Origin of the sequence: Steroidobacter sp., assembly GCF_016790065.1 — a bacterium.
In the GTDB taxonomy this organism is placed as follows: Bacteria; Pseudomonadota; Gammaproteobacteria; order Steroidobacterales; family Steroidobacteraceae; genus Steroidobacter.
The window spans coordinates 17,695-40,810 of sequence record NZ_JAEUPY010000790.1; the positions used below are offsets into that span (position 1 = coordinate 17,695).

19 protein-coding genes are annotated in these 23,116 nt (G+C 61.3%); 5 read left to right on the top strand and 14 right to left on the bottom strand.

Features of this window, described 5'->3' with window-relative positions; translation table 11 throughout:
* Positions 1–34: 34 nt before the first annotated feature.
* From JNL55_RS32025 to JNL55_RS32050, 6 genes are all read right to left on the bottom strand, one after another.
* Complete coding sequence (locus JNL55_RS32025) at positions 35–2,476, bottom strand: TonB-dependent siderophore receptor (protein WP_293864253.1); 2,442 nt, start codon at positions 2,474–2,476, stop codon at positions 35–37.
* Between the two features lie 68 nt (positions 2,477–2,544).
* On the bottom strand, positions 2,545–3,576 hold the full coding sequence (locus tag JNL55_RS32030) for a FecR domain-containing protein (RefSeq protein WP_293864256.1): 1,032 nt from the start codon (positions 3,574–3,576) through the stop codon (positions 2,545–2,547).
* Positions 3,573–4,103, bottom strand: a complete 531-nt coding sequence (locus JNL55_RS32035) for an RNA polymerase sigma factor (RefSeq protein ID WP_293864259.1) — start codon at positions 4,101–4,103, stop codon at positions 3,573–3,575. The genes JNL55_RS32030 and JNL55_RS32035 overlap by 4 nt, the downstream gene beginning before the upstream one ends.
* A gap of 37 nt (positions 4,104–4,140) precedes the next feature.
* The gene (gene kynA, locus JNL55_RS32040; RefSeq protein WP_293864262.1) at positions 4,141–5,010 is read right to left on the bottom strand and encodes a tryptophan 2,3-dioxygenase; all 870 of its coding nucleotides are present in this window, start codon (positions 5,008–5,010) and stop codon (positions 4,141–4,143) included.
* Positions 5,011–5,023: 13 nt separating this feature from the next.
* On the bottom strand, positions 5,024–5,755 hold the full coding sequence (locus JNL55_RS32045; RefSeq protein ID WP_293864266.1) for a M48 family metallopeptidase: 732 nt from the start codon (positions 5,753–5,755) through the stop codon (positions 5,024–5,026).
* A 28-nt stretch (positions 5,756–5,783) separates the two neighbouring features.
* On the bottom strand, positions 5,784–6,554 hold the full coding sequence (locus JNL55_RS32050; RefSeq protein WP_293864269.1) for a tetratricopeptide repeat protein: 771 nt from the start codon (positions 6,552–6,554) through the stop codon (positions 5,784–5,786).
* A gap of 27 nt (positions 6,555–6,581) precedes the next feature.
* On the opposite strand from JNL55_RS32050, the gene JNL55_RS32055 reads away from it, so the two are divergent.
* Together JNL55_RS32055 and JNL55_RS32060 are read left to right on the top strand one after the other, a co-directional pair.
* Positions 6,582–7,412: a TatD family hydrolase gene (locus JNL55_RS32055; protein ID WP_293864272.1), complete on the top strand. Its 831-nt coding sequence runs from the start codon at positions 6,582–6,584 to the stop codon at positions 7,410–7,412.
* 50 nt (positions 7,413–7,462) lie between these two features.
* Positions 7,463–8,890 carry a M20 family metallopeptidase gene (locus tag JNL55_RS32060; RefSeq protein ID WP_293864275.1) on the top strand — a complete coding sequence of 476 codons (1,428 nt, stop codon included), beginning with the start codon at positions 7,463–7,465 and terminating at the stop codon, positions 8,888–8,890.
* Between the two features lie 66 nt (positions 8,891–8,956).
* Here the strand turns inward: JNL55_RS32060 and JNL55_RS32065 are convergent, their stop codons facing one another.
* The 5 genes from JNL55_RS32065 to JNL55_RS32085 all read right to left on the bottom strand — a co-directional run bounded on the left by JNL55_RS32065 (position 8,957) and on the right by JNL55_RS32085 (position 15,841).
* Positions 8,957–9,538 carry an NERD domain-containing protein gene (locus tag JNL55_RS32065; RefSeq protein ID WP_293864278.1) on the bottom strand — a complete coding sequence of 194 codons (582 nt, stop codon included), beginning with the start codon at positions 9,536–9,538 and terminating at the stop codon, positions 8,957–8,959.
* 5 nt (positions 9,539–9,543) lie between these two features.
* Positions 9,544–10,845, bottom strand: coding sequence for a threonine synthase (gene thrC / locus JNL55_RS32070; RefSeq protein ID WP_293864281.1), 1,302 nt, complete (start codon positions 10,843–10,845; stop codon positions 9,544–9,546).
* A gap of 57 nt (positions 10,846–10,902) precedes the next feature.
* Positions 10,903–11,835 (bottom strand): homoserine kinase, encoded by a 933-nt coding sequence (locus JNL55_RS32075; protein WP_293864284.1) that lies wholly within the window; start codon positions 11,833–11,835, stop codon positions 10,903–10,905.
* The gene (gene thrA, locus JNL55_RS32080) at positions 11,832–14,315 is read right to left on the bottom strand and encodes a bifunctional aspartate kinase/homoserine dehydrogenase I (RefSeq protein WP_293864287.1); all 2,484 of its coding nucleotides are present in this window, start codon (positions 14,313–14,315) and stop codon (positions 11,832–11,834) included. The genes JNL55_RS32075 and thrA overlap by 4 nt, the downstream gene beginning before the upstream one ends.
* A gap of 212 nt (positions 14,316–14,527) precedes the next feature.
* The gene (locus JNL55_RS32085; RefSeq protein WP_293864289.1) at positions 14,528–15,841 is read right to left on the bottom strand and encodes an AAA family ATPase; all 1,314 of its coding nucleotides are present in this window, start codon (positions 15,839–15,841) and stop codon (positions 14,528–14,530) included.
* Positions 15,842–16,086: 245 nt separating this feature from the next.
* Here JNL55_RS32085 and JNL55_RS32090 point away from each other — a divergent pair, with 245 nt between their 5' ends.
* Positions 16,087–17,028, top strand: coding sequence for a 2-hydroxyacid dehydrogenase (locus JNL55_RS32090; protein ID WP_293864292.1), 942 nt, complete (start codon positions 16,087–16,089; stop codon positions 17,026–17,028).
* A gap of 68 nt (positions 17,029–17,096) precedes the next feature.
* Here the strand turns inward: JNL55_RS32090 and JNL55_RS32095 are convergent, their stop codons facing one another.
* The 3 genes from JNL55_RS32095 to JNL55_RS32105 all read right to left on the bottom strand — a co-directional run bounded on the left by JNL55_RS32095 (position 17,097) and on the right by JNL55_RS32105 (position 19,268).
* Positions 17,097–17,363, bottom strand: a complete 267-nt coding sequence (locus tag JNL55_RS32095) for a hypothetical protein (RefSeq protein WP_293864295.1) — start codon at positions 17,361–17,363, stop codon at positions 17,097–17,099.
* A gap of 160 nt (positions 17,364–17,523) precedes the next feature.
* A complete protein-coding gene (locus JNL55_RS32100; protein WP_293864298.1) occupies positions 17,524–18,330 on the bottom strand; it encodes a metallophosphoesterase family protein in 807 nt (268 codons plus the stop codon).
* The gene (locus JNL55_RS32105; protein WP_293864301.1) at positions 18,327–19,268 is read right to left on the bottom strand and encodes a diacylglycerol/lipid kinase family protein; all 942 of its coding nucleotides are present in this window, start codon (positions 19,266–19,268) and stop codon (positions 18,327–18,329) included. Before JNL55_RS32105 ends, JNL55_RS32100 begins: the two co-directional genes overlap by 4 nt.
* A 65-nt stretch (positions 19,269–19,333) precedes the next feature.
* On the opposite strand from JNL55_RS32105, the gene ligD reads away from it, so the two are divergent.
* Complete coding sequence (gene ligD, locus JNL55_RS32110) at positions 19,334–22,081, top strand: DNA ligase D (RefSeq protein ID WP_293864304.1); 2,748 nt, start codon at positions 19,334–19,336, stop codon at positions 22,079–22,081.
* Between the two features lie 40 nt (positions 22,082–22,121).
* On the top strand, positions 22,122–22,994 hold the full coding sequence (locus tag JNL55_RS32115; protein WP_293864307.1) for a Ku protein: 873 nt from the start codon (positions 22,122–22,124) through the stop codon (positions 22,992–22,994).
* Positions 22,995–23,116: the final 122 nt, after the last annotated feature.

Consider the following 23,116-nt stretch of genomic DNA (forward strand, 5'->3'; position numbering starts at 1 on the left):
GCCAGCCTCATGACTGAGAACTATTCGAGAACGATTAGAGCTTGTAGTTGACTCGCAGCATCACATTGCGAGGCAGATCGAGTTCCAGCTGATTGGCACTGGAGCCCGAGAATATTCTCTCGTTGGTCAGGTTGTTACCCATCACGTTCAACTCCACCCTCTCGTTGAACGTGTAGTAGGCGCCGACATCGACGCGCGTGTAGCTCGGCAACAGCAACGAATTGCCGTCGTCGATGAACCGATTGCTCACAAAGTTGGCACCGAGTGAAAAGCCCAGGCCCGCCAACGGCCCGGATTGCACGTCGTAGCGAGTCATCAGCGACACAGTGTCGCCCGGTGCCTGACTGAGGTCGTTGCCATTCAGATCCAAGTCGTTACTGCGCACCTCGGTCTGCAGATACGCGTACGACGCGTAGATCGACCAGCCTGGCAGCACCGAGCCTTGCACGGACAGTTCCGCGCCTTTGGACGTGACTTCGCCCAGCGGAATGTCGAAGCCAGGATTGCCGATGTCCGGCGTGAGCACGTTCGGTTTCTTGACATGGAACAGTGACACGCTGGCGCTCATGCCCGAGTCGGCCAATTCGAACTTGGTGCCCAACTCATATTGCACGCTGCGTTCGGGTGAAAACGGTACGCCGCCCTGCGTGCTGCCGCCCCGAGGCATGAAGGACTTCGACTGGTTGGCAAACACAGTCACGCTGTCGTTCACGTCGTACAGCACGCCGAACATAGTCGGCCAGGCCGAATCGGTCTCGACACTCTCCGGCTCGGGAGCATCACCCGCGGGAATGAAAGTACTGGCGCTGCGAATCTTCGCGTAGCGCAGGCCGCCGATCAGGTGCAAGCGATCTGCCACGGTGACTCGATCCTGCACGAACACACCGGAGGTCTCGGTGGTGAGCTTCGAGCCGTTCAATACCAATGGATTGGGCAATGTCGAGGTGTACACCGGATTGAACACGTCCACCGTGGTCGTGAAGAATCCGCCGCGGCCGGCGCGAGCATCGTAACGTTCGGAAACATACTCGGCGCCCACCGAGAACTTGTGACTCAACGGTCCGGTAGTGAACTCGCCGGCCAGATCCAGGTGATAGGCGAAGTCATCGTTCTGAGTATCGTTGGCCAGGAAGAAGAATCGGCGTACCGAGCGGTTGTCGCCGTTCGCATAGCCTTGCGACAACATGTCGCCGTCGTCCTGGTTGCCGTAGGTGTAAGAAACTGCGGCGCGCGCATGCCATGTATCGTTGAGTTGATGCGTCAGCCGCGCTTCCACACGCGCCGCTTCGCGCTCCAAACCAACGCCAGGCTCCACGTTCGGATTGGCGGGGAAGAACGATCGGTCATAGTTGCCGAGCGGGTTGGCAGTCAGCATGCCCGCCGCAGGCGCACCGTTGTAGGGGCCAGCCGGCGCACGCTCGCGGGCATAGGTGCCTTCGACGCTAAGTCGAGTCTGGTCGCTGAGGTCGAAAGCCACCACCGGAGCGGCGAACAAACGATTGCTGGACCAGTAATTCAAGAACGACTCGCGATCCTGATAGGCGAGATTCAGTCGCGCCCGGATCCGATCGGAGAGCGGACCGCCGACATCGGCGGTGAAGCGCTGACTTTCATAGCTGCCGTATTCCGCGCCGAGCTGCAGATGAAACTGATCCAGCGGCTGCTTGGTCACCACGTTGACCACCGCGCCCGGCTCCATCGAGCCGTACAGCACCGAGGCCGGTCCCATCAGCACTTCAATCCGTTCGACGCCTTGCATGTCGATCGGCTGGCTCATGGTATTGCGGCTGGTGCCGTTCAGCGTTTGCGACGCGTAGAAGCCGCGAATATTGAACTCCTGCGGCAGGTATCCCATCTGCGAGCGACGACCGGTCGCCGACGGCACGAAACGCAGTACGTTGAACAGATCGGTCGCGCCTGTGTTCTTCAGGAACGTCTCGTCGAACACCATCACGCTTTGCGGAACTTCCTTCAGCGTCTCGGACTCCGAGCGCCCGAAGACGGTGACGACCACTTCCTCGATCTCGCCGCGACGCAGACTGCGCATGGCGCTGGATGAATTGTCCTGCGTGCTCTGCTCATCGGTCGCAGTGCTCACCCCGGCGACTGTCCCGACTTGAGCGAGACGCAAACGACTATCGCCCTGACGTTGCGCAACCTCATCCGCAGCCAGCGGCTCGATCACGATCACACCCGCCGTGCTTCTGCGCGCGTGCAAGCCAGTGCCCGAAAGCAGTTGGTCCAACGCCATGTCGACGGTCAACGGGCCTGCGAGCGGTGGACTCACCTTGCTACGGACGGCGCGCTCATCGAACACGATCTGCTGTCGCGACGTACGGCCGAACGCACGCAGTGCGGAGCCCAGATCTTGCGCAGGAATATCGAACGTGTAGGTTGCCTGGGTTTGCGCCATCGCCACCGGCGCCGCTGAGACAATCATCATTGCGGCCACGGCCGCGGTACCGAATCGTTGCATCATTTCACTCCCCTTCTAGTTGTGCTGTTCTTGAGGAGTGAGACGCACGTCGCGACAGATCGTGTACCTCAATGTTTCTTACGCTCGTCATAAACCAGAGTGGTGCCGGCCTCGGATTGCTGAGCACGCAGCGGAAACACGGCAGTCACGCCATCGATGAAAGCTTGCGTATCGCCCGAGTGAAAGACGCCGCTGATACGTACCGCGGCGGCTGCGGCATCGCCGAACGTCACAGGCTCAGCCGAGTAACGATTCACTCGTTCGATGGCCAATGCCAACGGCTCATCGGCGAATGCCAGGTCGCCGCTCTCCCAGGTGAGCGAACGGGCAGCATCGATCGGCGTCAGCTGTGCAGCAGCCGTAGTATCCGCCGCCGGTGCAACGAGCTCAGTTCCAGGCTCCAGCCGCTCTTGAAGCTTGTGGCGCGATCGGCCGCGCACACTGGACGCGGGCAGTACGTCGACGTGTCCTTCGTAGAGAACAACGCGCACCTGACTGTCCGCCAGTTCTACGCTGAACGAAGTGCCGGTGGCGACGACGAGTTTACTGGCGGCTGCCACTGAGAACGGCCGCAGCGGATCGCGAGACACGTCGAACTTGGCGCGGCCCTGTTTCAAGGTGAGACGACGTCGTTCACCGCTGTAGTCGACGGTGACTTTGGTGGCAGCATCCAGAGAGAGCTTCGAGCCATCGGCCAGCGCAAACGTGCGGCGCTCGCCAACGGCCGTCTCGAACGTCTGCGCGGCCAGACTCAGGTACGCAGTCGTCGCGCCAGCCAGCAGGCAGATGAATGCGACACCTGCCGCGATCCGCGGGCGCGAGTCGAACATCGACTTGATCCGCCGCCAGCCGAGCGAGCGTTGGGCTGCTATCAGAGCATCGCGTCTGAGCTTCACCAGCTCCGGCGTGCCGGCAAAACTATCGATGTCCTCGAGCGTCGCATCCAGCGCCTGCAACTCGCGTGCGTTGTCGGGATTGGCCGCCAGCCATTCCAGGAACGCAGGATCCTGATCCAGCGGCTCGCCATCGGCACGACGCAGGCTCCATTGGGCGAGGCGTTCGCTGTCCGGGCGAGCGCTGGCTGGCGGTGGGGATTTCATGGCTCGTCCTTCAGCCGCAAGTGCAGATGACTCAAGGCCTTGATCAAATGTTTGTCGACACCGCTGACCGACATGCCGAACATGCCGGCGATCTCCGGCTTCTTCAGTTTCTCCAAGCGGTAGAGGATGAAAATGGCACGGGTGCGTTCCGGCAGCTGCTGCAGCGCATGTAGCACCTGTGCCAGGGTTTGGCGGCCGCCGATGATCCGGTCCGGGCCGAGCGGATCGGCACTGGCGAGTTCATCGGTGCCGAGCTGGGCCCGGTAATCCGCCCGCACCTTTTCGCGGCGACCCCGATCGCGCAACAGGTTGGCGGCCGTCTGGAACACGTAGGAATCGGCGTTCTGGAACTCGCTGGGCCCGCCATTGGCCAGTTTGGCGAACACCTCTTGGGTGAGATCTTCAGCCTCGGCGCGATTGCGCACCCGGCGCACGAAAAAGGCCATCAGCGCATGGCGATAGCGCTGGTCGAGGTGAGCGAGATCGGCACCTCGTGGGTCGGGGGAATTGGCGTGCGGGTCGGGCATGCGAAGCGTAAGACGCACGAACTCGCAAATCGTACAGCTACATCGAGGTCCGGATGGTCCACAGCTCCGGGAAGAACCGCAAATCCAGCGCCTTGTTCAAATAGGAAACGCCGCCGGTGCCGCCGGTGCCGCGCTTGTAGCCGATGATGCGTTCGACGGTTTTCATGTGCGAGAAGCGCCAGGTCTGGAACTTGTGGTCCAGGTCCACCAGCTTCTCGGCCAGGTCGTAAAGATCCCAGTTGTCGTCGACGCTGTGATACACCGCCAACCACGCGGCTGCGACTTGCTTGCTCGGCTGGTACGGCCGCGACCAGTCGCGATCCAGATACTCATCGGGAATCTCGAAACCTCGACGACTCAGCAGACGCAACGTCTCATCGTAGATGCTCGGACTTTGCAGCATCCGCTGCAAATCTTCATAAGCCGCCGGATCGCGACCATGCACCTCGATGGCGTCGGCGTTCTTGTTGCCGATGATGAATTCCAGCAGCCGGTACTGCACCGACTGAAAGCCCGAGCCCCGCCCGAGCTGATTACGAAACAACGAATACTCTGCCGGCGTCATGGTCGCCAGCACGTCCCACGACTGCACCAGCTGCTGCTGGATGCGAGACACACGCGTCAGCATCTTGAACGACGGGCCGAGATCGTCGCGTCGAATGTGTTCCCGCGCGGCGGTGAGTTCGTGCAGGCACAGTTTCATCCACAGCTCCGAGGCCTGGTGGATGATGATGAACAACATTTCGTCGTGCTCGAACGACACCGGCTGTTGTGCGCTCAGCAGTTGGTTCAAGCACAGATATTCGCCATAGCTCTTGGACTCGCCCAGGTCCCAGTGCACCTGTTCATCGGAAAAATCGACCGCGCTACGTGATGGGTAGGACGGGGGTTGGTCGGAGTTGGCCATGGGGACAAAGTACCTATTCGAACATCCAAGCCGGCACTGACTGCCAGCCGCGCAGCAGCTCGCGATCCAGGCGCCGATAGTCGGGCTCGTGATGCTCCACGAGCGCCCAGAAACGCGGCGAATGATTCATGTGGCGGGTATGACAAAGCTCGTGCACGTACAGATAGCGCACCACCGCCGGCTCCAGAAACATCAAACAAACATTCAGACTGATGGTGCCGCTGGCCGAGCAACTGCCCCAGCGGGTGCGCTGGCGACGCACCTGGATGCGGCTGAAACTGAAGCCCGACTCGTGAGCCACCATGGCCAGCTGCGCGCCCATCTCATCGTAGGCCAGATCGGACAACCACTCGCGCAGCGCCGAGCCAATCGCCGCTTCGTCATGCACCGGGCCGAAAATGCGCAGCACGTCGCCGACCAATTCCGGACGAATCGACGTGGAGCGCGTCTGCTGATACTCGACTTTGAAGTGGCGCCCGATGGCGGACACCTGAATTTCGCTCGGCGGACCGGCGCTGACCGGCGCACCGGCGGCGGTGAGATCTTCGACGCGCCGGGAAATCCATTGACTATGCGTGCCGACGAAACGTTGCACGGTGAGCGGCGGCACGTTGGGAGGCACCACGACCTCGACTCGCCCGCCCGGATAAACGCGCACCGACATGCGCCGCGCACGACGACTCACCCGCACAGTCCAGGGCTGGGATGAGTCCCGCGATTCGAACAGCTTGAGTTGTGCGGACATGATCGGGACAGATCGAACCGAACTAAAACTAACGAGGGCGGGTGGCGGCCGCCTGCAACAACTTTTGCGCCTGCCGGTAGTCTGGCGCAAGCACCAACGCTCTTTCCAGCACATCGCGCGCCGCGACCATCTCGCCGCGCTTCAAATAAGTCTCACCCAACAAGGTCAGCGCTTCGGCGTGGCCCCAATCGGGCTTACCAGGTTGCGAAGCCGGCGCTGCCTCGAACTTCGCGACCACGGTGCGCCAACGCTCGACGGCGGCCGGATCGCCTTCCACTGCCGGTGTACACAATGCGTTGATGAACTGCACTCGGGGATTTTCGGCACCGAGCGTCAACGCCGTGCGCAGCGATTTACTACGCGAGCACGCCGACGCGCCATTCTTGGCGCCCGGCGCAAAGGTGTCGCACACCGCCTCGATGGCATAGATGTCTGCCATGCGGGCATCTTTGGCGACGGCATCGCGTGCATGCTGAACACAACTCTTGGCGGCTTTGGCAGCGCTGGATTTGCTCGTCGGCCGGGCTCGCGGGTCCTGCGGATCACCCAGCAATTGCGCCAGTTTCCAGTGGCCGTAGGCCAACTGATACGACTTGGCTGCGGTCAGCACGCCATTGACCTCGAAGTCACCGAGTTCGGTGAGCACTTCTTCCAGCGCGCGACTGTCGCCGGTGTAGAAAGCAAACTGCAGACGGGCCACCGCGTCGTCGAATTCCGCCGTCGATTCGGCGGCGGCGGGCCCAGCCACGGCCAGCAATAACGGCAGCACTAACCGGCGCGCCCATGCACTACAATTCATGGCTGGAAGATAGCACAGACCCTTACGATGCCGATTGATCCAGCTCGATTTTCCGACGCCGCGCCGCCCTTGCTGGACATCGGCATCAACCTGGCCCACGACAGCTTCGATAGCGACCGGGACGCTGTCATCCAACGTGCCGCCGCTGTAGGCGTCACTCGGATGATCGTCACCGGCAGCTCGCTGGCGAGTACTCATACCGCCCTCGACCTGGTGCAGCGACATCCTGAACAAATGCGCTGTACCGCCGGTGTTCATCCCCACCACGCGGTCGATCTGGATGCCACTCAGCTGCAAGCCTTCGGCGAGCTGGCACTCCGCCCCGAAGTGGTGGCTGTGGGCGAATGCGGCCTGGATTATTTTCGTAACTTTTCACCGCACGAAGCGCAGCTCAAAGCTTTCGAACAACAGCTGACGCTCGCGGCTCGAGTACGCAAGCCTGTGTTCCTGCATCAGCGCGATGCGCACGACGACTTCATGACCGTCATGCGCAAGTATCGCTCGCAGTTGACGGGCGGGGTCGCCCATTGCTTCACGGCCGGTCTGGACGAAGCCCGGGCTTATCTGGACCTGGATTTATATATCGGCATTACCGGTTGGATTTGCGACGAACGCCGCGGCCATCACTTGCGTGAAGTGGTTCGACACATTCCGGCCGAACGGTTGCTGATCGAAACCGACGCGCCCTATTTGTTACCGCGTGATTTGCAGCCCAAACCGCAAAGCCGGCGCAATGAACCCATGTATCTTCCTCACGTGTTGGCGGCAATCGCGCAAGCGCGTGGCGAATCGGCTGCGTCGCTGGCCGAAGTCACCACTGGCAATGCGTTACGCTTGTTCAACTGGCACACTGCCTGAACTCGCCCGCCACTAGCCCACAGCTATAGCCCGCTTTAAAGAGATCGAGAATGAATACTGAGCAATTGTTGCGCTTCGTCGGCAACGTTTGGGACCAATCCATCGTACCGACGCTGTGTGAATACATCCGCATTCCCAACAAGTCGGCGCACTTCGACACGGAGTGGGAAAAACACGGTCATATGGATGCCGCCGCCGAGCTGCTGCGCCAGTGGTGCGAGGCCAATGCCCTGCCCGGCATGAAGCTGGAAATCGTGCGCCTGCCCGGCCGCACGCCGCTGCTGTACATCGACGTGCCCGCCACTGGCGACAAGGCGCAGTCGAGCAATGAATGCGTGCTCATGTACGGTCACATGGACAAACAACCGGAGTTCACCGGCTGGGCCGAAGGCCTGGGTCCTTGGACGCCGGTGATTCGCAATGGCCGACTGTACGGCCGTGGCGGCGCCGACGACGGTTATGCGGTGTTCGGTTCGTTGCTGGCCTTGAAGGCGCTGGCCGAACAAAAGATTCCTCACACGCGCTGTGTGATCCTGATCGAAGGCAGCGAGGAAAGCGGCAGCCCCGACCTGCCGGCTTATATCGATGCACTGGCCGATCGCATCGGCGAACCTTCGCTGGTGGTGTGCTTGGATGCCGAGTGCGGCAACTACGATCAGTTCTGGTGTACGACGTCTCTACGCGGCAATCTCACCGGCACATTGCGCGTCGATGTGCTGCGTGAAGGCGTGCACTCCGGCATGGCCAGCGGCATCGCTGCGTCCAGCCTGCGAGTGGCACGTACGGTGCTCGAACGCATCGAAGATTCGACCACCGGTCGTATCAAGCTCGATGAGTTGCACACCAAGATTCCCGAAGACCGCGTGGTGCAAGCCAAAGCCGCGGCTGACACGTTGGGCAGCGAGGTGTATCGCAAGGTGCCGTTCGTGGAAGGCATGCAGCCCATGGACAAGGATCCCGCCGAGCTGCTGTTGAACAGCACCTGGCGCCCCACGCTCTCCGTGACTGGCGTGGACGGCATACCGAGCCTGCCCAACGCGGGCAATGTTCTGCGGCCTTACACGGCGTTCAAACTGTCGTTCCGCATTCCGCCTCAGGTCGATCCGGAACGCGCGTCACGAGCCATCAAGGAAACATTGGAACGCGATCCGCCGTACGGCGCGAAAGTGTCGTTCGATGTGGATCCGGGGGCTGAGGGTTGGAATGCGCCCTCCACCGCGCCTTGGCTGGCCGCTGCGATGTCAGCCGCGTCCAAGAATTTCTTCGGCAAGGATGCGATGTATATGGGCATCGGCGGCACCATCCCATTCATGGGCATGCTCAGCGCCAAGTTCCCCAAGACTCAGTTCTTGGTCACCGGCGTGCTCGGCCCGCAGTCGAATGCGCACGGACCGAATGAGTTTTTGGATATCGAGACGGGCAAGAAAGTGACGGCTTGTGTGGCGCAGGTGGTCGCGGCACATTACCGTCGCGCATAACGCGGCCGCAGTTCATTTGCGTTGACGCGGCCGGGTCCGGAATGGATTCGGCCGCGGCGCGCGCCACTAAGAGATGGGATTCGCCTCGGCGCTGCGTTTGACGTTCGCCCAAACGTCACCGAACGCCGCCGTGATATTGCCTCGGGCCTTATCGACCAGCGGATAATCTTCCGTCAGGTCGTCGATCCTCAACACATTCCTCGGCTTGCCCTTGGGAAAGTCGCTGCGCACGGTGAACAGCAGCCGGCCTTCCACAGGCACATCACCGGTCAGTAACCGAACCGCCGCCATCCGGTCATATAACGCGTGTTGCGGATTGGGAAACGTATAGCGCTGCTTCTTGCCGATCGCCGTCCATTCCAACATTTGATCGCCACCGAAGATGGCGCCCGGGCGATCCAGCAGATCCGCGACCAGCAAACCGCGCTGGGTCAGCAGCAAGTAATGCACGTGGATCTGCCCGCCGTTGCCGTTGGGGATCAGTACATTCTTCAGCATCTCGTACGCCACACTGGCGATGGCCGCATCGATAGCCTTGCGGTACCGATAGGCTCGGAACAGCAAGTACAACCACACGAGAAGGGCTATCACCGCCGCCGCGATGGCGGCGGGAATTGCCCAGAATGGAATCTGCTCAGGAAGCTGCATGCGTATTAGGTTGTTTGCAATTGCGTCCGTAACGCCGACAGGGAGGCCTCGAGTTCCTGTTCCTGACGCGGCAAGGACAGCAGCGTCGCCAAGGCCTGCGGCACCGGTACTTCCTGTCCGGTTTGCGACTCGACAATATCGTTGAACTTCGCCGGATGCGCCGTCGACACGATCACCCAGTGGCCTCGCGCGCCCCGCGACAACATGCGGCGATAAACCTTGGCGGCAGTGGCGGTGTGCGGGCACCAGATGCGATTGAGCTCGTGCGAGTCACGACGCAAGGTGCCCCGGATCTCGATGTCGTCGACGCTCGATGCGCCGAGCTGGCCTTGCAGCTCTTCGAAATCGGCGTGTAACGAACGCAGACGCTCCATGTTGCTCGGATTGCCGACGTCCATGGCCGAAGCCAGGGTCGCGATGCTGGCACGCGGCTGCCATTCGCCCGAGCGCAAGAAATCAGTCACCGTCTGGTTGGCATTGGTCGCCAGCACGATCTCCCCGATGGGCAAACCGACGTGGCGAGCCCAGACGCAAGCCATGGCATTGCCCAGGTTGCCGGTGGGAATGATGTAGTTCGGGCGGCGGCCCAACTGACGCCACAGCTCCAAGCTCGACTTGGCGTAATACGTCATCTGCGGCAACAACCGGCCGACGTTGATGCTGTTCGCCGAGGACAGCTGATGCGATTCCTTGAGCGAGGCGTCGAGGAACGCTTCCTTCACCATGCGCTGGCACTCATCGAAGGTGCCGTTCACTGCGAAGGTGCGCACGTTGTCGCCCCAGCAGGCCAACTGCTGCGCCTGGCGTTCGGAGACCAGGCCTTTGGGATACAACACCACCACATCGACCCAGGGCTTCTTGTGGAACGCAGCGGCCACTGCACCGCCGGTATCGCCCGAAGTCGCGACCAGGATGGTCAGCTTGCGCTTGTCCGCCCGAGGGATGCGACCCAAGGACGCGGCCAGGAAGCGCGCCCCGAAATCTTTGAAGGCGCAGGTGGGACCATGAAACAACTCCAGCACCGAAGCCGGCGCCGGCGCTTGATCCAAGGTCACCAGCGGCACCGGGAAGTTGAACGCCTCGCGACAGATGTCGCCCAGCTGGCTGGCGAGCGGATCGCCCTCCGCGAACGGCGCCAACAAGCGCTCGGCGATGTCCGGCAGCTCGTTCAAGCCATCGAAATCGCGCGTGTTGAAGTGGGGGAAATCGCCAGGGACATACAACCCGCCGTCAGGTGCAATGCCACGGGCAATGGCTTCGCTCAGCGAAGCTTGATGAGATGAATCTCGAGTACTGATGTAGTGCATGGAAACGGAAAGTGAGGTTGAGTGTCCGCGGGCTGCTGTTCCGTCAGTCCACTACCCCTAGTCAACAATCCTGGCGCCCACTGCGTCGAGCGTGGAAATCCACGCATCGCTAGCCATCTTGTGTGCAGCGAACCCAGCCACCATCGCGTCTCGCACGCGTTCGGCATCCTGTTGTTCGCACCACGCGAATATCGTGGGACCGGCACCAGAGATGGAGCAGCCCAGTGCGCCGTTGCTCAGGGCTCCCTGCTTCACCGCCTGGAAGCCTGGAATCAAAACTTGTCGTTGCGGCTCGATGATCACATCCTCGAGCGACTCGCGAATCAATTGCAGATCGCTGGTGAAACAACCGGTGATGAAACCGGAAATGTTGGCGGTCTGCCAGATCACATTCGAGAGATCCACGGTACGGCTCAGAATGGAACGCGCCTCGCGCGTATTCAGCACCATGTGCGGATGAACCAGCACGCAGCGCACCGTCGGCGGCACCGGAATCTGTTTGACGTTGGGATTATCGATACCCACCGTCAACACCAGCCCGCCGAACAACGACGGCGCGATGTTGTCGACGTGTCGCGAACCGCTGGCCACCTGCTCGCCCTTTAACGCGAACTTGAGCTGTTCCAACAGCGGCAGCGGCTTGGGCAGCAGCGCATTGGCCGCCACCACACCGGCGACGGCAGACGCAGCCGAACCGCCCAGGCCCGAGCCCAGCGGAATGCCTTTTTCGATGCTCAGCTCGATACCGAAGTCCAGCTGCAGCTCGCGGATCATGCTCAACACCGCCATGCCGGCCGTGTTCTTCTCCGGATCCAGCGGCAGATCGACGGTGGTGCCGGTGATTTTCGCGATGCTCACGCCCGGCTGGTCGAGACGGCGCGCGGTGACGCGATCGCCGATGGCCTGAAAGCTGTGGCCCAGCACGTCGAAACCGACTGCCACATTGCCGATGCTGGCCGGCGCGAACGCCGTTGCCGATTGCCTGCTCACAGCCTTGCTCCAAGATACGCGCACACGCGCAACAAATCGCCGAACACGCCGCCCGCGGTCACTTCGGGACCGGCGCCCGGGCCCTGCACCACCAGTGGGTTCTGGTTGTAGCGAGCGGTCAGGAAGCGCACGACGTTGTCGGTGAGATTGATGTTCGCAAAGGTGTGCGAACGCTCCAACTCGACCAAGCCTACCGAGGCTTTGCCGGTGGCGGCGTCCAAAGAACCTACGTAACGCAACACACGGTCGCGGCTGCGCGCTGCCTTCAAGCGCTCGGCCATCGCCGCGTCGAACTCAGGCAAGCGATCCAGGAATTCTTGCGGCGTGGTCTTGGCGAGCGCGGCCGGCACCAGGCCTTCGAGCTGCACATCGCCCAATTCCAGACGCAATCCCATTTCGCGGCCGAGGATGATCAGTTTGCGTGCGAAGTCCAGACCGGACAGATCGTCACGCGGATCCGGCTCGGTGTAGCCCTTCGCTTTCGCAGCGCGCACCACCGACGAGAACGGCTCCGAGCCATCCCACACGTTGAACAGATACGCCAACGTGCCGGACAGAATGCCTTCGATGCGCCAGATTTGATCGCCGGTATCACGCAGATCGCGCAGCGTCTGGATCACGGGCAAGCCCGCACCCACGGTTGCTTCATACAAGTAATGAGCATTGCCCTGGCGACGAGCTTCGTGCAGCCGGCCGTACAACTCCAACTCGGAGCTGTTGGCCTTCTTGTTCGGCGTCACGATATGAATGCCGCTGGCCAGCCACGCCGGATAGCGCGCAGCCACTTCGGAGCTGGACGAGCAATCGATGATGATGGCGTGCGGCAGATGATCGGCGCGCACGTGCTCGGCGAACCGAGTGAGATCGGCGTCCTCGCTCTTGGCGGCAACGGCATCGCGCCAGCTATTCAGCGGCACTTCTGCATTGGCCAGATGCATGCGCTTGGTCGTCATGATGCCGCGTACACGCAGATCTAACTTCAGATCGCGCGACAAACGTTCGACCTGCGACGCCATCTGATCGAGCAACACGGCACCGACTGTGCCCGGGCCGATCAAACCGATCGACACGGTGTGCGGCGACAGATAGAAGCTCGAATGCACCGAGCGCAGCGCGCGCGACGAGTGCTTGCCGTCGATGACGGCGGAAATGTTTCTTTCCGAAGCGCCCTGCGCGATCGCGCGCACACTCACGCCTGCGGAACCGAGTGCACCGAAGACCTTAGCGGCAACGCCGTGCGAACCGGCCATGCCGTCGCCGACGACTGCGAGGATGCTGCAGCCAGCGTCGACTTCGACGCTTTGGATCTGCCCTTCTCGCAACTCACGATCGAACGCCTGACGCACGACTGTTTCCGCGCGCGCCGCTTCGGCTTCAGGGATCGCGAAGCAGATGGAATGTTCCGAGCTGCCCTGCGAGATCAGGATCACGGAGATGCCATGATCGCGCAGCGCGCCGAACAAACGATGCGCGGTGCCTGGCACGCCGATCATGCCGGCGCCTTCCAGGTTCACCAGCGCGATACGGTCGATGCACGTGATGCCTTTGACGGCGATCTGCGAGTTGGGCTTCTCGCAAATCAGCGTGCCGGCCTTCTCGGGAGCAAAGGTGTTACGGATCCAGATCGGGATGCTCTTACGCACCGCCGGCGCCATGGTCTGCGGATGGATCACTTTGGCGCCGAAGTACGCGAGCTCCATGGCTTCGTTGTACGACAACGCATCGATGACCTTCGCGTCCGGCACCAGCCGCGGATCGGCACTGAGCACGCCGTCGACGTCGGTCCAGATGTGGATCTCTTCCGCGTCCAACAGCGCGCCGAAAATGGAGCCGGAGAAGTCGCTGCCATTGCGGCCGAGCGTGGTCTGCAACCCCTGCGGGTCACGCGCCACGAAGCCGGTGATGATCAGTGTCGCTGGCTCGGACGGCGTGATGCGGTCCATATTGGTTTGCGACACGTCCCAGCGCACAGCCGGACCCAGCGGGCCCCATTCGACGGAGACCACATCGCGCGCATCGACCCACTTCACGTTGCCGGCGCGGCGACCGCGGTGACGCAGATAGGCGCTGAACAGGCGCGTCGACCAGATCTCGCCGTAGCCGGAGATCAGGTCGCGCACAGTCTGGGAAGCTGAACGAATCAGCTGCACGGTTTGCAGAATGCCGGCGATGTCGCGGCACTCCTGCTCGAGCTTGGCCATGTACTCGACGCGCGCGCCGTCCGGCAGCAGCGTGTCGGCAATGACTTGGTGGCGGTGACGCAACTGTTCGATGCGCTCGGCCAAGGTCGTTTCTTGTTTCTCGGCGGCAATCACCAGGTTCAACAAGCCGTCGGTCACGCCGCGGCAAGCTGAAAGAACCACACCGAGGCGCGGATGAGGATCCTGCTCCAGAATCCGAGCCACGCGCTCCATGCAAGTCGCATCGGCGACGCTCGAGCCGCCGAATTTATGTACGCGCCAGCGCTCCACTTGTCTCATCTCGTTCTAGATTGAGGATGCCAATCCCGCGCACGCACACCTTCCCGTGGTGCCTCACCGGCACAGGACCAGGGCACTTCGGTAAGGGGCGGCAGCTGGGAGGGCGACACTCTACTGACAGCAACAGAATGGCGCAAGCTGGCGTCTGGCCGGCATTTTTTTACGCGGGCCAAGGCTCGGGCAGAGTCCGGGAATTCGGCTGCTGCGAGCCCCTAACTGGAGGGGTCCAAGCGGCCGAAAGCCAGCAACGTCGCGTCCTGTTCTTCACCCGCGGCGGCCGGAAAGCCGGGCCGGGAAAAGCACAAGGTCTCGCCGGGGTCCGGCTGCACGTTGTTGGCTTGTTCGTTGATGTACATGACTCGCGCGGGACCGACCTGAATCAGGTCGCGATGCCGCAGGGCTCGGCGCAAAATGCGTCGCGAATTCACCACCAAGCCGTTGGTGCTGCCCAGGTCGAGCAACAAGTCCCGGTTGCCGTCGCGCACGATCAGTGCGTGATAGCGGCTGATGAACACTGAGTCGATGCGGACGTCGGCTTCCTCGCCCCGCCCCACCAGCAGCCGATCGGACTTGAGCGAGACTTCGCGCTCGACCTCGCCCTGCATGGTGATGACCAATTTGCCCTGGCTCGGCGACGGCGCCAGCGCGGCGACCTGTTCCAGCACCGCGTTCTCCACGCGGAGCCGCCGGCGTACCCAACCCAAATCCTCGATGGCCTTGTCCAGCGCCGAGCTGGTGACCGAACCGGCACCCTCTTCGCGCGCATGCTCAAACGCCCGCGAGCACAACTTATTAATGTTGGCTGGGACGCCGAGGCTGCAGGCATGGATCTGAGGCAACAGCGTGTACGGCATCAATCCGTCAGGGTTCGGCGCCCCAGCTGCGCGCAATCGATGCGCGACATAGGCGGCCGTCTGATCTTCGGTGAACGTCGCGAGCGAAAAGCGGGACACGTTGCCCGACACCAGCTCGACCATGCGGGGCGATTCCAGCACCAGGTTCAACGAGGGCTGGCCCAGCAACAGAATCTTCACCACGCGCACGCCGTCGTGCTCAACGGCGGCCAGGCACCGCAACTCCTCCAGCACGGACGGGTGCATGCTCTGCGCATTCTCGACCACAACCAGGCACAGCCGGCCGGTGCCCGCTTGGTGCGCTAGAAAGCGCTCCAACAACCGGCGGCGGTCAGTCTTGTCCTCGTCAGCCAGCGTGAAGCCGAACTGCCGCAGGATCTCCAACAGGAATTCGCGCGGCCCGATGTGCTCGCGCTGAACTGAAGCAACCGTGACTCGCTCATCCAGTTCTTTCAGCAACCGCTTGATCAACAGGCTTTTGCCACAGCCGTGTTCGGCGGTGACCACGCCCAGCCGCGACTTGGTCCACAGGGAGTGCCCCATGAATTCCAGCGCACGCAGGTGCTGATCGCTCGGGAAAAAGAAAGCGTCGTCCGCGGTATCGGCGAACGGTTCGGTCGCCAGACCGAAGCCGGTAGAGATGGGTAAAACTGCGACGTCGGGCGGTGTCATTATCAGAGGCTGAGAAGTGTCCGTAACTCGCTGACTTAGTTTAATTTGGAAGAAATGCACACATCCCTGCGCTTGGCACCGGACAATAAGCCCTGCGTCGCCGCAGTACAAGCCATCCGGTGGCCCGAGCCGCGGGCTCGCGCTCCGAGCTCAAAGTTGCGCTCAAAGTGCAGTCCAATGTTCGGTCCAATTTTGCTCTCAACCCGGCTCGATTGAGCCGCGTAACCCTCGAGTAATCCTGTTCCATGCGCATCGTCATCGTTGTCGGCGGCGCCAAGGCCCAAGCCTGGCGCGACACCATTGCCTCGCATCTCCGCGACGCTCAAATCGACATCTGGCAGCCCGGCTTCACACAGCCGGCCGACTTTGCGGTCGGCTGGACGCCGCCGCCGCAGTTCTTCATCGACCAGCCGCGCTTGCGCGCGTTCTTTTCCGTCGGTGCTGGCGTGGAGCACGTGCTCCACAACCCCAATCTGCCGGCGGACCTGCCCATCGTGCGCGTCGAGGACGCCGGCATGGGGGAGCAGATGGTCGACTACTGTCGGTTCGAAGTGCTCCGCTGGATGCAACGGCGCGACGAGTATGTCGCTCAACAAGCGGCGGGAGTCTGGGAGCCGCTGGACTCGGCTTTCAGTCGCACGGAGTGGCCGGTCGGTGTGTTCGGCTTGGGTGTGCTGGGCCGACAGGTGGCCTCCGCTTTCGCCGCCGATGGCTTTCCCGTGAATGCCTTCGCTCGCTCGTCCGCTGCGACTGAGCCGGGTGTGCAGCTGTTCGCCGAAGCCGACGGAACGGATCGATTCGAAGCCTTCATGCGAGCCACCAAGGTGCTGATGATTTTGGCGCCACTCACGCCGGCCACTCAGGACAAGTTCAACCGCGACACGTTGCGGCTGTTGCCCAGAGGCTCGTACGTCATCAACGTTGCGCGCGGTGGCTTGATTGTTGATGAAGGGCTCCTGGAGTTGTTGGACAGCGGACACCTGAACGGTGCCGCGCTCGATGTGTTTCGCACCGAGCCGCTGCCAGCCGAGCATCGCTATTGGTCGCACCCGAGGGTGCGCGTCACTCCGCATACAGCTGCGGTGACGCCGCTCGGGCCAGCGTCGAAACAAATCGCCGACAAGATCACGCAGCTCGCTGCGAACCAAAACGTCACAGGAATCGTCGACCGCGGTCGCGCGTACTGAGTGCCAATCAAGAGTCTCGCGCCAACGAGCGGCGCGAGACCCGGTCACGGGAAGCATTCAGCGACGCGCTATTGCTCACCGTTGCTGACTGGCTCGGGCTGCTGATTCACAGCAGCGATTTGATCCGGCGCGCTCGGCTCAGGCAGTTTGATTTCACGCGGCTGAGTTCGGTGTTCTGGCTTGAATGAGTGATAGCCAATGGCGCCCACTGGCGTGACTAACGCGTGCGTGTTGCCGTAGCTGACGCAACCGCTGAGCCCAATACTCAGGGCCGTGCCCAGAGCAATAGCTAACAAACCATTTACCAATCGCATTTTCATCACAGGCATTTTCATCTTGAAACCCTCGCGGGCGACAGGACCACCAATACAACGCGTGAACCGGCCCCGCGGCTGATGAAAAAATGGCACTTCACTACTGAATTAATGCTGAATTGTGGTCATCGCGACCACTGCGACGTCAGCGACATTCCTGCTCGCGGCAAAGTTCCCGCGATTATCGCGATCGCTCTAGATTTAATTCTTCTACTCTTACACGCGAGAATTCACCACGCTCGGCGGTGAAATCCCAGCGTTCAATGCGACACAGATTCGCAGCGACACGCTCAATGACATTCACTGAGTTCGGATGACGAGCGCGCACTCGACGCGACACCGACGTGCCCGCCTGCACCACCCAGCAGCGACGACTTAATTCTTCGTAATGTTCATGTAGCGGAGCGATGTAAGGCAGATGAATGTGCCCGCCCATGACTATATCCGCGCCCGCCTCCACCCACGCGTCAATCGCCGCTTTGTAACCATGTAACCGATTGTGAATTTCGCTGCCTCGAAGTACGTGCACCGGCTGATGCGTGACCACGATCCGAAGCTGATCCGCCGTCGCTACGGCAAGCCGCTGCGAAACGCGCTGGATCTGCTCGACCGACACTTCTCCATCTTTGTGTCGCGCTGGCCGCGTGGTGTTCACACCGAGCACCAAGAACTCATCGCTCTGCCACTCCGGCTCGAACTCATCGCCGAAGACTCGCGCGAAGCCTGCGTAGGGATAGAACAAACGTGCGATCACGTTGAACAACGGAATATCGTGATTGCCCGGAATGACCACGACCGCCTTGGTCGGCAACTTTGCGACGAAATCCTTTGCAGCGTCGAACTGCGCGCGACGGGCACGCTGCGTGATATCGCCCGAGACCACCACGATGGCGGGCTGCAGTTCGCGCGCCAGCCTCAGTAGCGCTTCGACCACTGGCGGTTGCTCGGTCCCGAAATGCGGATCCGAGATCTGCAACAGCACACTCATTTTTCCGGACCCGCCGCGGGCGCCAGCAACATCAGCGGATGCGGCGCGACTTCGAAGTTCAACGGCGGCTGACACCAGAAGATCTCGCCATCGACCGCGACCTTGATGCCTTTCGGTCCCACGCCACTCAACAAGCGCACTGTCATGCTACGGAAGGGAAAGTTGCGCACGTGCTCATCCTCTCCCAAGTTCCCCAACATGCCTCGTACCGCCAGCCACAACAATTTGCCGGTGCTGACCGGTTCGACGATCAACGCCGCCAGACTGCGATTGCGCTTCACATCCTCGGCTTCTTCCAAGCCGATCTGCTCCAGTTGCAAAGCGTTGTTGCCGACGAAGATGGTCGGCGTGCGCAGCGTCTCCCGACCGTGCTCGTGCTCCACGTCCACGACCCATTTTCGATGTTCGTGCAACAGAGTGACCAGTCCGGAATACATGGCCACGGAACGCCGACGGCCGTACTGGCGTTTGTACTCCTCGCGGTCCTGTAACAGCTGCGGATACAACCCGAGACTGGCATTCACCAAGAAGGCACGATTGTTCACCATGCCCACTTGCACCGGCTTGATACGCGCTGTCAGTAGCGAGCGAGTTGCTTCACTGGTATCGAGTGGAATGCCGTGAGCGCGGCTGGAATAGTTGAACGTCCCTTGTGGGATGATGCCGAACGGCCTTCGCGTTGGCAGTACCGCCTGGACCACGGCATTGATGGTGCCGTCGCCGCCGGCGACCACCACCGCCCCGCCGCTCTCCGCTGCTGCATTCACCGCCTTCTTGGCGACGTCGGCGAGTTGCTCGGGATTCTCGATGAGGATGAATTCGTGCGGCCGGCCGGCTTCCGACAGGATGGTTTCGATCTGCTGCCGGGCCTCGTGCGCGTCTTTGGAACCCGAGCCGGCATTGCTCACGATATGAAATGGCGAATCGGTGACAGCCATGGAACTCCTTGTCGTATCAGGATCGCCGGTTCAATGCGCGATTGGTGCGCTAAGATCCCATCGGCATGAAACGCTCCGCGAACCAGTCGCTGGATAAGTACGGGCAGAAGCGCTCCTTCGCCAAAACGCCCGAGCCGCCGCCGGCCGTGCCCGCAGGCCGGCACGGGCCACTGCTGTTCATCGTGCAGAAACACGCCGCACGCCGCCTGCACTACGATTTTCGGCTGGAGCTGGATGGCGTGCTCAAGTCCTGGGCCGTGCCCAAAGGGCCGTCGTTGCAGACCGGCGAGAAGCGACTCGCTGTCGAAGTCGAAGATCATCCGTTCGACTATGCGTCCTTCGAAGGCGTGATTCCCGAGAAGAACTACGGCGCCGGCAACGTGATCGTCTGGGACTGCGGCGTGTACTCGCCCGACGAAGGTCAGCGGTATGACTTCGACGACCGCAAACGAGCCGAAGAGCGCCTGCGACGCGAATACAAGCAAGGCAAGCTGAGCTTCTTTCTCCGCGGCATCAAGCTCAAGGGTTCGTTCACGCTGGTTCGTACCAGCACCGATAAGCAATGGCTTCTGATCAAGCACAAGGATCGTTTTGTCGGCGGCGATGACTTGCTCGCTCATAACACCTCGGTGCTCACCGGTGACACGCTGGATGACGTGAACGAAAGCACCAAGCGAGAACGCCTGTCGGCCATGGAACTGGCGCCGGCAGGGCCGCAGGAGAAAATGCCCAACGAACTGGAGCCCATGCTGGCCGAGCCCGGCGAGCAGTTCAAAACCGACCCTCGCTGGAGCTTCGAGCCCAAGCTGGACGGCTATCGGATCATCGCCTTCATCGATGGCGATTCGGTCTATCTTCAATCGCGGCGCGGCCAGAACTACACCGCGCTGTTCCCCGAGCTGGTCGCCGAACTGAAACAGCAATGCGTCGGCTCGATGATTCTGGACGGCGAGATCGTCGCGCTCGATGCCGACGGCCAGCCTTCATTCAACGCGCTCCAGAACCGCGCTCAGATCAAGAATCCGAAAGAGCTCGCCGACGCGCAACGCCAGTCGCCCGTCATCTTCATTTGTTTTGATCTGCTGCACTTCGCAGGCATCAATCTGCGCGGCGCGACTTATGAACAGCGGCGGCGGTATCTATCGCAATGTTTGCTGCCAGGTAAGCATCTGCAACTGGTGCACGCGTCCGACGACGGCAAACAGCTGCACGAGGCGGCATTGGCGGCAGGCTTCGAAGGCACGGTGGCCAAACGTAAAGACAGCCTCTATCAGCCCGGCCGTCGCTCGCCGCATTGGTTGAAGTACAAGTCCGCCACCACGACCGAGTTCGTCGTGGGTGGCTTTACCAAAGGCAAAGGCCAGCGTGGCGCGCTCGGCGCGTTGTTGCTCGGGTACTGGAACAAAGATCAGCTGCAGTATGTGGGCCACGTCGGCTCGGGCTTCAACGATGCCACTCTGACCAAGGTGCAGCGACAAGTGAGCGCGCTGGCCACCAAGACCTGCCCGTTCTCCAGCAAGCCGCCCTTGAACGGGCCCGCCACCTGGATCGAACCGACACTGGTGGCGGAAGTCAGCTTCGATGCCTGGACCGAGGACGGGCATCTGCGCGCGCCGGTCTTCGTTCGGATGCGCGACGACATCGAACCTGGCGAAGTCCAGAACGGCCCCGAAAAAAAACCACAGAAACAAACCCGAGCCAAAGCGACGCGAAAGCCAACAGCGAAGAACGACATCGCGTCCGTGCTGGAGCAGCTCGACGGCAAACCGAATCGTCTGGATCTCGCGGTGAGCTACGGCACCAGCACGACCAAGATTCGTCTCACTAATCTGGATCGAGAATATTGGCCGGCCGATCCGGCCTCGAAATCGCCAGCCATCACCAAGCGCGAATACTTGCGTTACCTGGCCGGCATCTCCCCTTTCATGCTGCCTCATCTGCGCGATCGTCCGTTGACCCTGATCCGCATGCCCGAAGGCATCGACGGCGAACGTTTCTTCCAGAAACATTGGGAGCAGGAACGGCCGGAGTTTGTCGACACTGTCAGGACATTCTCCGAACACGCCGGCGGCGCGCACGATTACATCCTGGCTCACAACTTGCCGACGCTGTTGTGGCTCGGTCAGCTGGGGACGTTGGAATTCCATGTCTGGCACTCGCGCGCCAAAGTCGCGAAGGATTCGCTCAGCAAGAGCGATGACTACGGCAGCTCGCTCGAAACCATGCAAGCGTCGGTGCTCAACTATCCCGACTATCTGGTGTTCGACATCGACCCTTATATCTATTCGGGCCTCGAAGCCAAGGGCGCGGAACCCGAGTACAACAAAAAGGGTTTTGCCATGGGCAAGCGCGTCGCCTTCTGGATCAACGATCTGCTCAAGGAGATGTCGTTACGTGCGGTGGTGAAGACATCCGGCAAAACCGGCCTGCATGTGTTCGTGCCCATCGAGCGCACCGTGACCTTCGACGAAGCTCGCGCCATTTGTGAAATGGTGGGTCGGCATGTGTTGAAAGAGCATCCTCGGGACGTGACGATGGAATGGGCCATCCAAAAGCGCACCGGCAAAATTTTCATCGACTACAACATGAATGTGCGTGGTAAGACGTTGAACGTGGCCTATTCGCCCCGGGGGGTACCGGGGGCGCCGGTGTCCATGCCGCTTACTTGGGAACAGCTGGAAGCCGCCGAGCCGGGCCATTTCACAGTACGAAATGTGCTGTCGCGCTTGGAAAAAACCGGGGACCGGTGGCATGATGTTCTCTCGGCGAAACAGAGCCTTGCGAAAGCCTTCGGAAGTAAAGACCGAAAGTAATCATCGTCCCGGCCCCGCTCCGGTGCAAAAGGTACCCCTCATGGCTATGCGCTCCATCGGATCATTGACCATTTCCTTCGGCCTGGTGGCCATTCCGGTCAAGCTGTACACCGCCACCCAAAGCGGCAATGCCATTTCATTCAACCTGTTGCACAAGGGTTGTGGCTCGCGCCTGAAACAACAGTACGTCTGTCAGAAAGACGGCCAGGTGGTCGAACGCGACGACATGGTCAAGGGCTACGAGTTCACCAAGGACCAGTACGTCCAGTTCAGTAATGAAGAAATCAAAGCCATGGAGGAGATCGGCACCCACTCCATCGACATTGCCGAGTTCGTGCCCATCGAGTCCATCGATCCGGTGTATTTCGACAAGACCTATTACCTGGCCCCCGACAAAGGCGGCGCCAAACCCTATGGCTTGTTGAATGAAGCCCTGAAAGACACCAAACGTTGTGCCGTGGCGCGTTGGGCTGCACGTGGCAAGTCTTATCTGGTGGCGCTCCGCCCGGTCGGCGATGTGCTCACCATGCAACAGCTGCATTTCGCTACCGAAGTACGCGCCGCCACTGAAGTGGAGGTCGCCAAGCCCGACGTGAAGGCCCAGGAACTGAAGTTGGCCAAACAATTGATCGAACAACAGACAGCCGACACCTTTGATCCCACCGCCTACGTCGACGATGTGCGCGCTCGGGTCGAAGCGGCCATCCAAAAGAAAGTCGAAGGCCAGGAGATTTCCGTGGCCGAAGGCCCGGTCGAGAGCGGCGGCAAGGTCATCGATTTGATGGAAGCGCTGCGCGCCAGTCTCACCAAAACCGAGACGGCCAAGGCCAATGTCTCCAAGCTCGGACCAAGGAAGGCACCGAAGCGCGTCGAGCAGGCGGACAAGCCTGCGCGCAAAGCCAGCAAGCGCTGAGGAACCGGGAAAAGGGACAGATTTATTTTCGCTCGCGCCGGGTGAAGCTCGACCCGACGCTGCCGACGAAAATAAATCCGTCCCCTTTTCCCTGCCCCGTGCAAACCTTCAGCGTCCAAGAT

Excerpts from the sequence above, each read along its gene's own strand:
- JNL55_RS32025 (WP_293864253.1), bottom strand. The coding sequence starts at position 2,476 with ATGCAACGATTCGGTACCGCGGCCGTGGCCGCAATGATGATTGTCTCA.
- JNL55_RS32030 (WP_293864256.1), bottom strand. The coding sequence starts at position 3,576 with ATGAAATCCCCACCGCCAGCCAGCGCTCGCCCGGACAGCGAACGCCTC.
- JNL55_RS32035 (WP_293864259.1), bottom strand. The coding sequence starts at position 4,103 with ATGCCCGACCCGCACGCCAATTCCCCCGACCCACGAGGTGCCGATCTC.
- kynA (WP_293864262.1), bottom strand. The coding sequence starts at position 5,010 with ATGGCCAACTCCGACCAACCCCCGTCCTACCCATCACGTAGCGCGGTC.
- JNL55_RS32045 (WP_293864266.1), bottom strand. The coding sequence starts at position 5,755 with ATGTCCGCACAACTCAAGCTGTTCGAATCGCGGGACTCATCCCAGCCC.
- JNL55_RS32050 (WP_293864269.1), bottom strand. The coding sequence starts at position 6,554 with ATGAATTGTAGTGCATGGGCGCGCCGGTTAGTGCTGCCGTTATTGCTG.
- JNL55_RS32055 (WP_293864272.1), top strand. The coding sequence starts at position 6,582 with ATGCCGATTGATCCAGCTCGATTTTCCGACGCCGCGCCGCCCTTGCTG.
- JNL55_RS32060 (WP_293864275.1), top strand. The coding sequence starts at position 7,463 with ATGAATACTGAGCAATTGTTGCGCTTCGTCGGCAACGTTTGGGACCAA.
- JNL55_RS32065 (WP_293864278.1), bottom strand. The coding sequence starts at position 9,538 with ATGCAGCTTCCTGAGCAGATTCCATTCTGGGCAATTCCCGCCGCCATC.
- thrC (WP_293864281.1), bottom strand. The coding sequence starts at position 10,845 with ATGCACTACATCAGTACTCGAGATTCATCTCATCAAGCTTCGCTGAGC.
- thrA (WP_293864287.1), bottom strand. The coding sequence starts at position 14,315 with ATGAGACAAGTGGAGCGCTGGCGCGTACATAAATTCGGCGGCTCGAGC.
- JNL55_RS32085 (WP_293864289.1), bottom strand. The coding sequence starts at position 15,841 with ATGACACCGCCCGACGTCGCAGTTTTACCCATCTCTACCGGCTTCGGT.
- JNL55_RS32090 (WP_293864292.1), top strand. The coding sequence starts at position 16,087 with ATGCGCATCGTCATCGTTGTCGGCGGCGCCAAGGCCCAAGCCTGGCGC.
- JNL55_RS32095 (WP_293864295.1), bottom strand. The coding sequence starts at position 17,363 with ATGAAAATGCCTGTGATGAAAATGCGATTGGTAAATGGTTTGTTAGCT.
- JNL55_RS32100 (WP_293864298.1), bottom strand. The coding sequence starts at position 18,330 with ATGAGTGTGCTGTTGCAGATCTCGGATCCGCATTTCGGGACCGAGCAA.
- JNL55_RS32105 (WP_293864301.1), bottom strand. The coding sequence starts at position 19,268 with ATGGCTGTCACCGATTCGCCATTTCATATCGTGAGCAATGCCGGCTCG.
- ligD (WP_293864304.1), top strand. The coding sequence starts at position 19,334 with ATGAAACGCTCCGCGAACCAGTCGCTGGATAAGTACGGGCAGAAGCGC.
- JNL55_RS32115 (WP_293864307.1), top strand. The coding sequence starts at position 22,122 with ATGGCTATGCGCTCCATCGGATCATTGACCATTTCCTTCGGCCTGGTG.